This window comes from uncultured Nocardioides sp., from assembly GCF_902805925.1.
Taxonomy (GTDB): Bacteria; Actinomycetota; Actinomycetes; order Propionibacteriales; family Nocardioidaceae; genus Nocardioides.
Genome location: NZ_CADCUP010000221.1, coordinates 1 through 14,678, shown reverse-complemented (window position 1 = coordinate 14,678; position 14,678 = coordinate 1). Strand labels below are relative to the sequence as shown.

Annotated in this window: 11 protein-coding genes and 1 tRNA gene; 4 read left to right on the top strand and 8 right to left on the bottom strand. The window is 72.4% G+C overall.

What is annotated here, in order from left to right; all coding sequences use genetic code 11:
- The 6 genes from QZX64_RS16075 to argS form a co-directional block, all read right to left on the bottom strand.
- Positions 1-589, bottom strand: a 589-nt coding sequence (locus tag QZX64_RS16075) for a Rho termination factor N-terminal domain-containing protein (RefSeq protein ID WP_295661824.1), incomplete at its 3' end; no start/stop codon positions are given.
- Between the two features lie 278 nt (positions 590-867).
- Positions 868-1,767, bottom strand: coding sequence for a homoserine kinase (gene thrB, locus QZX64_RS16070; RefSeq protein ID WP_295661820.1), 900 nt, complete (start codon positions 1,765-1,767; stop codon positions 868-870).
- A gap of 5 nt (positions 1,768-1,772) precedes the next feature.
- On the bottom strand, positions 1,773-2,846 hold the full coding sequence (gene thrC / locus QZX64_RS16065) for a threonine synthase (protein WP_295661817.1): 1,074 nt from the start codon (positions 2,844-2,846) through the stop codon (positions 1,773-1,775).
- The gene (locus QZX64_RS16060) at positions 2,843-4,153 is read right to left on the bottom strand and encodes a homoserine dehydrogenase (protein WP_295661814.1); all 1,311 of its coding nucleotides are present in this window, start codon (positions 4,151-4,153) and stop codon (positions 2,843-2,845) included. The genes thrC and QZX64_RS16060 overlap by 4 nt, the downstream gene beginning before the upstream one ends.
- Positions 4,150-5,562, bottom strand: coding sequence for a diaminopimelate decarboxylase (lysA, locus tag QZX64_RS16055; RefSeq protein WP_295661809.1), 1,413 nt, complete (start codon positions 5,560-5,562; stop codon positions 4,150-4,152). Before lysA ends, QZX64_RS16060 begins: the two co-directional genes overlap by 4 nt.
- 70 nt (positions 5,563-5,632) lie before the next feature.
- The gene (gene argS, locus QZX64_RS16050) at positions 5,633-7,300 is read right to left on the bottom strand and encodes an arginine--tRNA ligase (RefSeq protein ID WP_295661806.1); all 1,668 of its coding nucleotides are present in this window, start codon (positions 7,298-7,300) and stop codon (positions 5,633-5,635) included.
- Between the two features lie 99 nt (positions 7,301-7,399).
- Here argS and QZX64_RS16045 point away from each other — a divergent pair.
- Positions 7,400-7,471, top strand: a tRNA-Arg gene (locus tag QZX64_RS16045).
- Positions 7,472-7,515: 44 nt separating this feature from the next.
- Here the strand turns inward: QZX64_RS16045 and QZX64_RS16040 are convergent.
- Positions 7,516-8,400: an LCP family protein gene (locus QZX64_RS16040; RefSeq protein WP_295661802.1), complete on the bottom strand. Its 885-nt coding sequence runs from the start codon at positions 8,398-8,400 to the stop codon at positions 7,516-7,518.
- A 26-nt stretch (positions 8,401-8,426) separates the two neighbouring features.
- Positions 8,427-9,023 carry a hypothetical protein gene (locus tag QZX64_RS16035; RefSeq protein WP_295661801.1) on the bottom strand — a complete coding sequence of 199 codons (597 nt, stop codon included), beginning with the start codon at positions 9,021-9,023 and terminating at the stop codon, positions 8,427-8,429.
- A gap of 217 nt (positions 9,024-9,240) precedes the next feature.
- Here QZX64_RS16035 and QZX64_RS16030 point away from each other — a divergent pair, with 217 nt between their 5' ends.
- From QZX64_RS16030 to QZX64_RS16020, 3 genes are all read left to right on the top strand, one after another.
- Positions 9,241-13,071: a multifunctional oxoglutarate decarboxylase/oxoglutarate dehydrogenase thiamine pyrophosphate-binding subunit/dihydrolipoyllysine-residue succinyltransferase subunit gene (locus QZX64_RS16030; RefSeq protein WP_295661798.1), complete on the top strand. Its 3,831-nt coding sequence runs from the start codon at positions 9,241-9,243 to the stop codon at positions 13,069-13,071.
- Between the two features lie 15 nt (positions 13,072-13,086).
- Positions 13,087-13,263 carry a DUF6104 family protein gene (locus QZX64_RS16025; RefSeq protein WP_295661795.1) on the top strand — a complete coding sequence of 59 codons (177 nt, stop codon included), beginning with the start codon at positions 13,087-13,089 and terminating at the stop codon, positions 13,261-13,263.
- 283 nt (positions 13,264-13,546) lie between these two features.
- The gene (locus tag QZX64_RS16020; protein ID WP_295661792.1) at positions 13,547-14,515 is read left to right on the top strand and encodes a GlxA family transcriptional regulator; all 969 of its coding nucleotides are present in this window, start codon (positions 13,547-13,549) and stop codon (positions 14,513-14,515) included.
- Positions 14,516-14,678 lie beyond the last annotated feature (163 nt).

Below are 14,678 nucleotides of genomic sequence, written 5' to 3'. Positions count from 1 at the left end.
TCCCGTTGCGCTCGGTGCGGTTGGTGCGCTCCCGCTGGCCGGCGCCGCGCTCGCGGTCCCGGTCCGGCTGGTCCTGCGGGTCCTGGGCGGCACGGTCGGTGGCGTCGCCCTGCTGCTGCCGGTCGCCCTGCGGTCGCCGATCGCCCTGCTGCTGCCGGGACTCCTCGCGCCCGGAGTGCTCCTCCACGGGCTGGCGGGCCTGCTCCGCCTCTCCGGACTTCGCGCGAGAGCGCGTCCGTGCGGCGCGTGCCGGCCGCTCCGCGGTCGTCTCCTCGGGGGCCTGGACCTCGCTCCGGCCGCTCACCTCGCCAGCGGGCTGGCCGCTCGACTTGCCGCTCGACTGGCCACCCGACTGGCCACCCGACTGGCCACCCGACTGGCCACCCGACTGGCCACCCGACTGGCCACCCGACTGGGCCGCCTTGATGGCGTCGACCAGCTGAGCCTTCTTCATCGAGGCGGCCCCGGCGATGCCCATGCCGCCGGCCATCGTCTTGAGATCGGCCAGGAGCATGGAGTTGAGCCCACCGCCGCGCTTCCTCGAGGCGCTCGCCTCGGGTGCGGGGGTGGATTCGATGGTGTCCGTCACGTGAGGTCCTTCCCACGTATCTGTGCCGACGACTCACAGCCGCCGGCATCGTCTGCGGTGCTCCCCCACTCCGGCCCCACCGAGCCACGTCGAGCCACCTGGGGCCGGCGAGCGCGCGTCCGTGGTCTGCACGGGATGAGAGAGGTTGCGCACCCGGTGCAGTGACGGAGGGATGTCACCGGACGGGGTGCTCACGCCGAGTGGCGCCGGGCCAAGATACCACCGCGTCGGCGCTGCGTGACAGACGGCACGTCGACCGCGAGCTCGGGGCCTGCCGCTCAGGCCAGGGCCACTCCGCGCGGCTCGACCGCGAGGTGGTGCGCCGTCCAGCCGTCGGGACAGCGGGCCAGCAGGACCTCGACCGATGCGGCGTCGGCGAACGCCAGCACCGTGGGCCCCGCGCCCGAGACGACGGCCGGCACCCCATCGGCCCGCAGCGTGCCGACGAGGTCGAGGGAGCCCGGCATCGCCGGCGCCCGGTAGGACTGGTGGAGGTGGTCGCGGGTGGCCGCGAGCAGGAGCTCGGGACGCCCGCCGAGGGCGGCGACGAGCAGCGCCGTACGACCGGAGTTGGCCGCCGCCTCCGCATGGGGTACGACGGCCGGCAGCAGCCCGCGGGCGACCTCGGTCGCCACCGGGGTCGGCGGCACGAACACGACGGTGGCCACGCGCGGGTCGACGGCCGCGCGGACCGTGAAGAACTCGCCGTCCTCGCGACCGGAGATGGTGAAGCCGCCGAACAGCGCCGGTGCGACGTTGTCGGGGTGTCCCTCGAGGTCGGCCGCCATCCGGAAGAGGGCGTCGTCATCGAGCACCAGCGAGCCCCCGGCGACGAGGCCCCGGGCCAGGGCGAGGCCGGCGACGATGGCCGCCGAGGACGAGCCGAGCCCGCGGCTGTGCGGGATGACGTTGGTGCAGCGCAGCACGAGTCCCGGCGGGGCGGCGTCCATCGCCGAGAAGGCGGCGCGCATGGCCCGCACCACCAGGTGGCGCTCGTCGCGGGGCACCTCGTCGGCGCCGGCACCCTCGACTATGACGTCCAGGCCCGCCGGCGCGACCGAGGCGCTGAGCCGGTCGCGCATCGACAGCGCGAGGCCGAGGGAGTCGAAGCCCGGTCCGAGGTTGGCCGAGGTGGCCGGCACCGTCACCGTGACGGGACCGTCCACGAAGGAGACCACGCGGCCTACCGGAGGCCGGCAGCGCCGGCCGCCGCCTCGACGTCTGCCTCGACCACGGTGTCGACGATGTCGCCGGTGCCCTCGAGCGCGGTCGCGGTGTCCTTGAGGCCGTGGCCCGTGACGGTGATGACCACCGTGGTGCCCGCGAAGGACTCCCCCGCGGCCAGGCCGGCGAGCAGGCCGGCGACCCCGGCCGCGGAGGCCGGCTCGACGAAGACGCCGTCACGGCGGGCGAGCTCCGCCTGCGCGGAGAGGATCTGCGCGTCCGAGAGCGCCGCGAAGCCGCCGTGCGACTCGGCCGCCGCGGCCTCGGCCAGCTTCCAGGAGGCCGGGTTGCCGACGCGGATCGCGGTGGCCCTGGTCTCCGGGTCGGGGAACGGCTCGCCGGTCACCAGCGGCGCGGCCCCCTCGGCCTGGAAGCCGCGCATGCGGGGCTTGCGGGTGGCCCGGCCGAGCGCGGCGTACTCCTCGTAGCCCAGCCAGTAGGCGGAGATGTTGCCGGCGTTCCCCACGGGGAGCAGGTGGTGGTCGGGGGCGTCACCGAGGAAGTCGACGATCTCGAACGACGCGGTCTTCTGGCCCTGCAGGCGCACCGGGTTGACCGAGTTGACCAGCGCGACGGGGTAGCTCCAGGCGAGCTGGCGGGCGATGGTCAGGCAGTTGTCGAAGTTGCCGCGCACCATGATCACCTGGGCGCCGTGCATCACGGCCTGGGCCATCTTGCCGGCGGCGATCTTGCCCTCGGGCACGAGCACCAGCGGCTTGAGGCCCGCCTTCGCGGCGTACGCCGCCATCGATGCCGAGGTGTTGCCGGTGGACGCGCACACCACGGCCTCCGAGCCCTCGTGCCTCGCCAGCGAGATCGCGGCGGTCATGCCGCGGTCCTTGAACGAGCCGGTGGGGTTGTCGCCCTCGACCTTGAGCCACACCTCGGCCTCGGCCAGGCCGCTGAGCCAGGCGGAGTGGACGAGCGGGGTGCCGCCCTCGCGCAGGGTGACGGCCTGGAGGTCGGTGGGGATGTCCAGGAGCTCGCGGTACTCCTCGATCACGCCTCGCCACTGGTGGGTGCGCCCGCTCATTCGGCATCTCCCTCGACCCGCATCACCGAGGTGACCTCGCGCACGATGTCCATCGCGCGGAGCTGGCCGACGGTGGCCGCGAGCTGGGCGTCGGTGGCCTGGTGGGAGACGACCACGAGCTGGGCGTCGGCGCCGCGGCCCTCCTGGCGGACCGTCTGGATCGAGACGTCGTGGTCGGCGAAGGCGTTGGCGACCGCGGCGAGCACGCCGGCGCGGTCGTCGACGTCGATCGCCACGTGGTAGCGGGTGACGGTCTCCCCCATCGGCAGCACGACGCGGTCGGCGTACGCCGACTCACCGGCGCCGGTGGTGTCGCCGAGACGGTTGCGGGCCACCGTGACCAGGTCGCCGAGCACCGCGGAGGCCGTGGGTGCGCCGCCGGCGCCGGGACCGTAGAACATCAGCTGGCCGGCGGCCTCGGACTCCACGAACACCGCGTTGTAGGCCTCGCGCACGCTGGCCAGCGGGTGGCTGCGCGGGATCATCGCCGGGTGCACGCGCACCGACACGGCGTGGCCGCCGTCGGTCTCGCGCAGCTCGGCGATGGCCAGGAGCTTGACCACCGAGCCCATGTCGCGGGCGGAGGACACGTCGGCGGCAGTCACCTCCGAGATGCCCTCGCGGTGCACGTCGGAGGCGGTCACCCGACAGTGGAACGCCAGGCTGGCCAGGATCGCGGCCTTGGCGGCGGCGTCGAAGCCCTCGACGTCGGCCGTGGGGTCGGCCTCGGCGTACCCGAGGTCCTGGGCCTCCTCCAGCGCCTCCTCGAACCCGCTGCCCACGGTGTCCATCTTGTCGAGGATGAAGTTGGTGGTGCCGTTGACGATGCCGAGCACCCGGGTCACCCGGTCGCCGGCCAGGCTCTCCCGCAGCGGGCGGAGGATCGGGATGGCTCCGGCGACCGCCGCCTCGAAGTAGAGGTCCCGCCCCGCCTTGTCGGCCGCCTCGAAGAGGGTCGGGCCGTCCTCGGCCAGCAGCGCCTTGTTGGCGGTGACCACGGACGCGCCGTGCTCCAGCGCACCGAGGATCAGGCTGCGTGCGGGCTCGATGCCACCGATCACCTCGACCACGAGGTCGACGTCGCTCCGCGCCACGAGGGCCGCGGCGTCGGTCGTCAGCAGGCCCTCGGGCACCTCGACCTCGCGGTGGGCGTCGAGCCGGCGCACCGCGACCCCGGCGATCTCGACGGGTGCGCCGATCCGTGCGGCGAGGTCGTCGGCCTGCTCGGTCAGCAGCCGGACGACCTGGGAGCCGACGGACCCGCAGCCGAGGACCGCGACCCGCAGGGGCTTCTCGCCGAGATTCATTCCGCACCCACGTCCGTAGCCAGGAGATCGTCCTCAGTCTCGCGCCTGAGCACCACCGACGCGACGCCGTCCCGCACAGCGATCACCGGCGGGCGCAGGGCGTGGTTGTAGTTCGAGGCCATCGAGCGGCAGTAGGCGCCGGTGCCCGGGACGGCCACCAGGTCGCCGGGCGCGACGTCGCCGGGCAGGAACTCGTCCTTGACCACGATGTCGCCGGCCTCGCAGTGGCTGCCCACGACGCGCGCCAGCACCGGCGGCGCCTCCGACGCGCGGGCGGCCAGCGTGCAGGAGTAGTCGGCGTCGTACAGCGCGGTGCGGATGTTGTCGCTCATCCCGCCGTCGACGCTGACGTAGGTGCGCACGGCACCGCCGTCGAGGGTCACCGGCTTGACCGTGCCGACGGTGTAGACGGTGCACATGGACGGGCCGACGATCGCCCGGCCGGGCTCGACGGAGAGCCGCGGCCTCCCGATGCCGAGCGCCCGGCACTCGTGGTCGACGATCCGGCCCATCTCGACCGCCAGCTGCGCGGGCTCCGACGGGTCGTCCTGGGTGGTGTAGGCGATGCCGAAGCCGCCACCGAGGTCCATCTCGGGCATGGTGACGCCGAGCTCCTCGGCCACCCGGGCGTGCAGCGCGAGCACCCGCCGGGCGGCCACCTCGAAGCCGGAGGAGTCAAAGATCTGGCTGCCGATGTGGGAGTGCAGGCCGAGCAGCTCGAGGCCCTCGGCCGCGTGCACCCGGCGTACGGCTTCGAGGGCGTCGCCGCTGGAGATGGAGAAGCCGAACTTCTGGTCCTCGTGCGCGGTGGCGATGTACTCGTGGGTGTGCGCCTCGACCCCTGCGGTCACGCGCACCATCACCCCGGCCGTGCGGCCCAGGTCGCGGGTGGCGGCGGCCAGCCGCTCGATCTCGGTGAAGGAGTCGACGATGATCCGTCCCACCCCGGCGTCGACCGCCCGCCGCAGGTCGCGGAGGGACTTGTTGTTGCCGTGGTAGCCGATGCGGGCGGGGTCGAAGCCGGCCCGCAGCGCGACCGTGAGCTCACCGGCGGAGCAGACGTCCAGCGAGAGCCCCTCCTCGGCGACCCAGCGCGCCACCGTCGTGCAGAGGAAGGCCTTGCCGGCGTAGTAGACGTCCCAGCCGGCGTCCTGCCCGAAGGCGTCGCGGAACGCCCGGGCCCGGCCCCGGAAGTCGTCCTCGTCCAGGACGTACGCCGGGGTGTTGTGCTCGGCGACGAGGTCGGCGACCGCGATGCCGCCGACGACCAGGTCGCCGTCGACCTTGCGGGCGGTGGACGACCACAGCTCGGGCACCAGCTCGTTGGGGTCACCGGGAGCGCGCAGCCAGGACGGGCCCCGCAGGGCTCCCGACGCGTGCGCCCAGCCGGCCTCGTGCGTCGTGGTCACTCGGGGCCCCCGCGGCGTGGTTCGACGCAGGAGCGGAGCGGCGGAGGCGAGAACCGCCGTGGGGCGGGGCTCACATCCGCTCCGGGGCGGAGACACCGAGCAGGGCCAGGCCGTTGGCGAGCACGACGCGCGTCGCGGCCACCAGGGTCAGGCGGGCCCGGTGCAGGTCGGTCGGCTCCTCGTCGCCCATCGGCAGGACCCGGCAGGCGTCGTAGAACCGGTGGTAGGTCGCGGCGGTGTCCTCGAGGTAGCGCGCCACCCGGTGCGGCTCGCGCAGCTGCGCCGCGCCGGCGACGACCCGCGGGAGCTCCGCGAGGGCGCGCAGCAGGTCGCCCTCCTTCGGGTGCGAGAGCAGGCCCGGGTCGAAGTCCGCGCCGGTGGCCGGCTCGAGGTGGAGGTCGGCGGCGTTGCGCAGGATCGAGGCGACCCGGGCGTGGGCGTACTGCACGTAGTAGACGGGGTTGTCGCTGCTCGCCCTCGCCCACAGGTCGAGGTCGAGGTCGATCGTCGAGTCGGAGGTGTAGCGGGCGAGCGCGTAGCGGGCGGCATCGACGCCGATGGCGCCGACGAGGTCCTCGAGGGTGACCCCGGTCCCGGCCCGCTTCGACATCCGCAGCGGCTGTCCCTCCCTGAGGAGGTTGACCATCTGCCCGATGAGCACCTCGAGGTTGACGCGCGGGGTGTCGCCGAAGGCGGCGCACATGGCCATCAGGCGGGCGACGTAGCCGTGGTGGTCGGCGCCCAGCATGATGAAGCAGCGGTCGAAGCCGCGCTCCCGCTTGTCGAGGTAGTAGGCGAGGTCGCCGGAGAGATAGGCGCCCTGGCCGTCGGACTTGATGATCACCCGGTCCTTGTCGTCGCCGTACTGCTCCGTGGCGAGCCAGAGTGCGCCCTCCTTCTCGTACGTCGTGCCGAGCTCCTTGAGCCGGTCGACGGCGCGCGAGACCGCCCCGCTCCTGTGGAGGTCGTCCTCGTGGAAGTAGACGTCGAAGTCGACCCCGAAGGCGTGCAGGCTCTCCTTGATCTCGGCGAACATCATGTCGACGCCCTGCGCCCGGAACACCTCGAGCGACTCCTCGGCGGGCAGGTCGAGGGCGTCGGGGTGCTTCTCCACCACGGCGCGGGCGATGTCGTGGATGTAGTCGCCTCCGTAGCCGTCCTCGGGCGCCGGCTCGCCCTGCGCGCTGGCCAGCAGCGAGCGGCTGAAGCGGTCGATCTGCGCCCCGTGGTCGTTGAAGTAGTACTCGCGGGTGACCTGCGCGCCGGTGGCGGTGAAGATGCGACCGAGGGCGTCGCCGACCGCGGCCCAGCGCACGGCGCCGATGTGCAGCGGACCCGTCGGGTTGGCGGAGACGAACTCGAGGTTGATCCGCTCGCCGGCGAACGTGTCGGAGCCGCCGTACGACGCCCCCGCCGCGACGATGTCGGCCGCCACCTGCCCCTGCGCCCCGGCCTCGACGGTGATGTTGAGGAAGCCCGGCCCCGCGACCTCCACGCCGGCGATGCCGTCGGCCCGCTGCAGGCGCTCGCTCACCAGCCCGGCGAACGCGCGCGGGTTGGTGCCCGCCCTCTTGGCCAGCTGCAGCGCGACGTTGGTGGCGTAGTCGCCGTGACCCTTCTGGCGGGGTCGCTCGACGGTGACCTCCCGGGGCGTGCCGTCGGGCAGCGTCACGGCACCCTCGGCCACCAGGGCGTCGAGGGTGGAGACGATCACGGACGAGAGTTCCTCGGGAGTCACCGCCCCAGCCTATCGGCGCCGGCACGCCCACCCCGAACCGGTTTCACGCCCGGCCCCGCTCGCCTGTAAGGTCATAGTCGCACCACGGCCAGCGCGCTGGCCCCCGTAGCTCAGGGGATAGAGCACCGCCCTCCGGAGGCGGGAGCGAAGGTTCGAATCCTTCCGGGGGCACCCTTTCATGGCGCACGTGGGTCCGAAGTCCCGAGCGCCGGGTCTCAGCAGCGCTCGAGGCGGGCGTCTCCGCGGGCCTCGAGCCCCCAGCGTCGCGCCCGGGCCACGTCGGGGAAGACCACGCTGGCGGCGCCGGCGTAGCCGATGCGGCCGGGCACCACGCACGTCGTCACCTTGCGCGGGTCGACCAGCGCCACGGCCTGGGCGATGCGGAACAGCTCGGAGGGGCCGGCGTCGGTGCCCAGGTGCTGCAGCACCGTGAGCACGCTCCGCTCGATGAACCCCGGCCGCCGCGCCTGCGAGGCGACCCGGGCCTGGATGCCGCGCAGGGTGCGCTGCTGGTTGGCGGAGCGGGCGAAGTCGCCGCCCGGCAGCGAGTAGCGGATGCGGGAGAAGGCCATGGCGCCGTACCCGTCGAGGTGGATGCGACCGCGACGGAAGCCCTCGGCCTTGAGGTTCACGTCGTGGAAGCGACGTGGGTTGGACACGGTGATGCCGCCGATGTCGTCGACCATGTCCTCGAAGAACGGGAAGCGCGTCACCATCACGTAGTCGGCGGAGATGCCGGTGAGGCTGCGCATGCTGGCGGCCAACAGCTGCGGCCCGCCGAAGGCGAGGGCCGCGTTGATCCTCTCCATGCCGTGGCCGGGGACGGACACCCACGAGTCACGGGGTACGCCGATGGCCGTGGCCGCGCCGGTGTGGGTGTTGAGGCCGACCAGCTGCAGGGCGTCGCCGCGGCTGCGCAGCATGTCCTGCCCGGGCCGGGCGTCCGAGCCGACCGCCAGGATCCAGATGACCTCGGGGTCGTGGGACACGCCTGTCGCCGTGGTGACGCGCACGAGCGCCACGTCGGTCGGCCTCACGGCGGCGTCGGGCACGACCAGCCCGCACACCGACAGCACGACCCCGAGCACGACGGTGCGCACCGCGCCCCGCCACGACCACCGGCGCCTCAATCCACGACCTTCCTGACGTCGTAGCCGAAGATCCGCCAGCGGCCGTCCTTGCGGGTGAGGAACACCCGCCCGCGGACCGACACCTCGTGCGGCACCTCCCCGGCGGTCTCGAAGTCCAGCCGGATGCGGGCGGTGACGCCGGCCGTGCGCGTCGCCGGGGCGATGACGTCGAGGCGTACGTCGCGCCGGGTCGCGGTCACGCCCGTCACCTCGGCCCCGATGTCGGCGTTGCTGAGCAGGTCCTGGTCGCGCCGGGCCTCCTTGGTGGCTCCTCGGGTGAAGCCGGGGAAGGCGTCGCCGAAGGAGGTGCGCGGCCACGTGTCGCCGAGGTAGGCGGCCTCCCACCACCGGTCGATGACCGGGGTGACCGACTCGACGAGCCGACCGCGCCCGCCCTCCTCGAGCGTGCCGACGACCTTCTCGACCCGGGAGGTGGTGGTCAACGGCGCACTCGGCTCGCTGGTCGCGGACTCCTGCACGGTGCTGGGCGTCGCCGAGGCCGGCGCGGGCTCCGGCTCCGCCACCTGCGCGTCGCCGGAGCACGCCGTCGCCACGCACAGGACCAGCGGGACCACGAGGGTGCCCATGGTCATGCGCAGGCCCCGCGACGGACCGGCGTGGGGTCGCCGGGTGTGCGTGGAGCACCCTGGAATCGGCCTGGTCATCTGCTGCTCCACCCTCGCTCGTGTGGCTGTCGTAACACCCTGTCGCAATCGGACCCCTCACCCCTGCATTTGTTCGCCCGTGGGTCTAGCCTTGACGACGTCCCACACACTCCGCGCGCGATTCCCGGAAGAGGCGAACCCAGCCGTGCCGCAGTCCTCCCGCCCTGACCACACCTCCACCTCGTCCACCGGGGCGGACCCCGGAGCCGACATGGGTGCCAACGAGTGGCTCGCGGAGGAGATGCTCGAGCAGTACCAGAAGGACCCGGGCAGCGTGGCCGCCGAGTGGGTGGACTACTTCAGCTCCCACGGCATGATCAGCAACGGTACGTCGAGCAACGGTACGGCCAAGGCCGCGGCCGCCGAGAAGCCCGCCCCGAAGCAGGCCGAGCCGAGGACCGAGCAGACGACCGAGCAGCCGGCTCCCGCCAAGGCCGAGCAGAAGAGCGAGCAGAGCACCGAGCAGAAGGCCGTGAGCACCTCCTCCCCCGCGCCGAAGGCGAAGCCGCGCCCTGCCGCGACGGCCGCCGAGCCGGCCCAGGGCACCAGCAGCCCCGTGGCGAAGGACCCCGCGCCCGCCGCCCGCGCCGAGGCCAGCGACGAGCCGACCCTGAGCGTCCTGCGCGGTGCGCCGGCGCGCACGGTCGCCAACATGGACTCCTCGCTGACCGTCCCGACGGCGACCTCGGTGCGCTCGGTGCCGGTCAAGCTGCTCTGGGACAACCGCACGGTCATCAACAACCACCTCGCCCGTGCCCGCGGCGGCAAGGTGTCCTTCACCCACCTGGTCGGCTACGCGCTGGTCAAGGCGGTTGCCTCGATGCCGGAGATGAACGTCGGCTTCGACGTCGTCGACGGCAAGCCCACCCTGATCACGCCCGCGCACATCAACCTCGGCCTGGCCATCGACGTCTCGAAGCCCGACGGCAGCCGCCAGCTCCTCGTGCCGGCCATCAAGGCGGCCGAGAACATGGACTTCGCGGCCTTCTGGACGGCGTACGAGGAGATCGTCCGCAAGGCGCGCGACAACAAGCTGGCCGTCGCGGACTTCCAGGGCACGACCGTCTCGCTGACCAACCCCGGCGGCCTCGGCACCAGCCACTCGGTGCCGCGCCTGATGAGGGGCCAGGGCGCGATCGTCGGCGTCGGCGCCATGGAGTACCCGCCCGAGTGGCAGGGGGCTTCGGAGGAGGCCATCGCCCGCAACGCCATCGGCAAGCTGATGACGCTGACCTCGACCTACGACCACCGCGTCATCCAGGGCGCCCAGTCCGGTGAGTTCCTCAAGCGCATCCACGGGCTGCTGCTGGGCGAGAACGACTTCTACGACGAGATCTTCCGCTCCCTGCGCATCCCCTACCAGCCGATCCGCTGGTCCAAGGACATCGCGACCTCGCACGACGAGGACATCAGCAAGCAGGCGCGCATCCTCGAGCTCATCCACGCCTACCGCGTGCGCGGCCACATGATGGCCGACACCGACCCGCTGGAGTACCGCCAGCGCAGCCACCCCGACCTCGAGATCGAGTCGCACGGCCTGACGCTGTGGGACCTCGACCGCGAGTTCGCCACCGGCTCGTTCGGCGGCGAGGGCCGCCGGTTCATGAAGCTGCGCAACATCCTGGGCATCCTGCGCGACTCCTACTGCCGGACCACCGGCATCGAGTACATGCACATCATGGACCCCGAGCAGCGCCGCTGGATCCAGGAGCGCGTCGAGCGCCCCCACACCAAGACGCCGCGCGAGGAGCAGCTGCGCATCCTGCTCAAGCTCAACCAGGCCGAGGCGTTCGAGACGTTCCTGCAGACCAAGTTCGTGGGCCAGAAGCGCTTCTCCCTCGAGGGCGGCGAGACCACGATCCCGCTCATCGACGAGGTCTGCGAGGCAGCGGCCGAGGTCGACCTCGACGAGGTGACCATCGGCATGGCCCACCGCGGGCGCCTCAACGTGCTGGCCAACATCGTGGGCAAGAAGTACTCCCAGATCTTCCGGGAGTTCGAGGGCAACATCGACCCGCGCACCGTCCAGGGCTCCGGCGACGTGAAGTACCACCTCGGCGCCGAGGGCACCTTCGTGTCCGGCAACGGGGACCAGATCAAGGTCTCCGTGGCGGCCAACCCCTCGCACCTCGAGGCGGTCGACCCGGTGCTCGAGGGCATCGCGCGCGCCAAGCAGGACGTGCTGGACAAGGGCACCGCCTACCCCGTGCTGCCGCTGCTCATCCACGGCGACGCGGCGTTCGCGGGCCAGGGCGTGGTCGCCGAGACGCTCAACCTCTCCCAGCTCCGCGGCTACCGCACCGGCGGCACGATCCACCTCGTCGTCAACAACCAGGTCGGCTTCACCACCTCCCCCGGCTCCTCGCGCTCCTCGCTCTACTCCACCGACGTGGCGCGGATGGTGCAGGCGCCGATCTTCCACGTCAACGGCGACGACCCCGAGGCGTGCATCCGGGTGGCCCGGCTGTCCTTCGAGTACCGCCAGACGTTCAACAAGGACGTCGTCATCGACCTCGTCTGCTACCGCCGTCGCGGTCACAACGAGGGCGACGACCCGTCGTACACCCAGCCGCTGATGTACGACCTCATCGAGCAGAAGCGCTCGGTGCGCAAGCTCTACACCGAGTCGCTCATCGGCCGCGGCGACATCACCCTCGACGAGGCCGAGCAGGTGCTGAAGGACTACCAGCAGCAGCTCGAGCGGGTCTTCACCGAGGTGCGCGAAGCCAGCTCCGACGCGGTGTCGGAGTGGACCACCGTCCCGGACTACCCCGACAAGCCGGCCGGCGACACCGCCACCGCCGTCGGACCGGAGGTCCTCAAGCGGATCGCCGACTCCTACACCACCCCGCCGGACGGCTTCACCGTGCACCCCAAGGTGATGCCGCAGCTGCAGCGCCGCGCCGCGGCGATCACCGACGGCCCCATCGACTGGGGCACCGGTGAGATCCTCGCGCTCGGCTCCCTGCTCATGGACGGCCGCCCGGTGCGGCTGGCCGGTCAGGACTCGCGCCGGGGCACCTTCGTCTCGCGCTTCGGCACGATCATCGACCGCGTCAACGCCGACGAGTGGACGCCGCTGACCAACCTCACCCAGGACCAGGCGAAGTTCTACATCTACGACTCCCTGCTCTCGGAGTACGCCGCGCTCGGCTTCGAGTACGGCTACTCCGTGGCGCGCCCCGAGGCCCTGGTGATGTGGGAGGCGCAGTTCGGCGACTTCGTCAACGGCGCCCAGACGGTCATCGACGAGTTCATCAGCGCCGGCGAGACCAAGTGGCGCCAGCAGTCCGGCGTGGTGCTGCTGCTGCCGCACGGCTACGAGGGCCAGGGCCCCGACCACTCCTCCGCCCGCATCGAGCGGTTCCTCCAGATGTGCGCCGAGGACGCCATGCTGGTGGCCCAGCCGTCGACGCCGGCGTCGTACTTCCACCTGCTGCGCAGGCACTCGCTCGGCGAGGTCCACCGGCCGCTGGTGGTGTTCACGCCGAAGTCGATGCTCAAGCGCAAGGAGGCGGCCTCGCAGCCGGCAGACTTCACCTCCGGCACGTTCCGTCCGTTCATCGGCGACGCCGGGGTCGACCCCTCGAAGGTCGAGACGCTGCTTCTCTGCTCGGGCCGGGTCACGTGGGACCTCGTGGCCGAGCGGGCCAAGCGCGAGAACGCCGAGACCTTCGCGATCGGCCGCGTGGAGCAGCTCTACCCCCGCCCGGTCGACGACATCCGTGCCGAGATCGCGAGGTATCCCAACCTCAAGGCGGTGCGCTGGGTGCAGGACGAGCCGGAGAACATGGGTGGTTGGCCGCACTACGCCCTGAACGTGTGGCCCACGCTCGACATCACCGTCGAGCCGGTCACGCGTCCCCAGTCGGCCTCACCGTCGGTGGGCACCATCAAGCGGCACGCCGAGGAGCAGAGGACGCTGATGGGTACCGCCTTCGCCTCGGTGCCCGGCAGCGCCGGGGCCGACTACTGATCAGCGGGTCACGGCGTGTACTTCACCGATCGGGGGATCGAGGAGCTGCAGACCAGGCGGGGTGACGAGGTGGTCACCCTCGCCTGGGTCGCCGACCGGCTGCAGGAGTTCACCGACACCCACCCCGAGTTCGAGACCGCCGTCGAGCGCCTCGCCACCTGGCTCGCGCGCGAGGACGACCCCGACGACTGATCGGTCCGACTCCGCGCGGTGGCGAGCTCGGCGCGGACGCGAGCGAGGTCGGCGTCGGCCGACACGTCGGCCCCGGACGCGGCACGGGGCAGGTGCGCCGTACGACGATGGTTGCGCTCCAGGGCGACGACCAGTCCGAGGAGGACCAGCGCCATGGTCATGCCTGCCACGAGGGCGTCGAGCTGTGCGTCAGGGTTCATGGCAGCAACTTTGTCACCGCAGGATTACTGCCACGAGTGGCAGCGGTGACCATGCTCGCAAACTTTCTGCCATACTCGTCGGCATGGCTCTCTCCCGTGTCGCGGTGGTCCTGCCCGGCCACCCCACCCTGTTCGAGCTCGGCGTCGTGCACGAGGTCTTCGGCATCGACCGCACCGACGACGGCGTTCCCCCGATCGACTTCCTCCTGTGCTCCGAGCGCCCGGGTGAGCCCATCGACATCTCGCACGGCATCACCATCACCGCGCCGCACGGCCTGGACGCGGCGACGGACGCCGACCTCGTCGTGGCCACCGCCTACGACTACGGCGACCGGCCCAGCGAGGCGGTGCTCGACACCTTCCGCCGCGCGCACGCCGCGGGCGCGTGGCTGCTCTCGGTGTGCTCCGGCGCGTTCGCCCTCGGCGAGGCCGGGCTGCTCGACGGCCGGCCGAGCACCACCCACTGGCGGCACAGCGACGAGCTGCAGCGACGCTTCCCGGGGACGAGGGTCGACCCCGACGTGCTCTTCGTCGAGCACGACCGCATCATCACCAGCGCCGGCACAGCCGCGGGCATCGACGCCTGCCTGCACCACGTGCGCTGCGAGCTGGGAGCCGGTGTCGCCACGCGCATCGCCCGTCGCATGGTGGTGCCTCCCCAGCGCGACGGCGGGCAGCGCCAGTTCATCGACCTGCCCGTGCCCGAGGTGGCGGGAGAGACCCTGCAGCCGGTGCTGGAGTGGATGCGCGAGCACCTCGACGAGGACCAGCCGGTGCGCACGCTCGCCCGACGGGCCGCGATGTCGGAGCGCACCTTCGCCCGCCGCTTCGCAGCCGAGACCGGCACCACTCCCGCGAAGTGGCTGCTGGCCCAGCGGCTCCACCACGCCCGGATGCTGCTGGAGGGCACCGACCTGCCCGTCGAGACCGTCGCCGACCGCGCCGGCTTCGGTTCGGCCGCCCTGCTGCGCCACCACTTCGCCAACCGCGTGGGCGTGGCTCCGGCGGAGTACCGCCGGACCTTCCGCTCGAGCGACCGGAGAGCGGGCTGATGGCCGCCTCCGCCCGCATCGCGACGTACACCCACGACGCTCTTGTCTTCGACGTCCGCGACGACGGGCCGCTGGAGGGTCCGGTGGTCGTGCTGCTGCACGGCTTCCCGCAGACGAGCACCTCGTGGCGGGCCGTCGTGCCGCACCTGCACGCAGCCGGCCT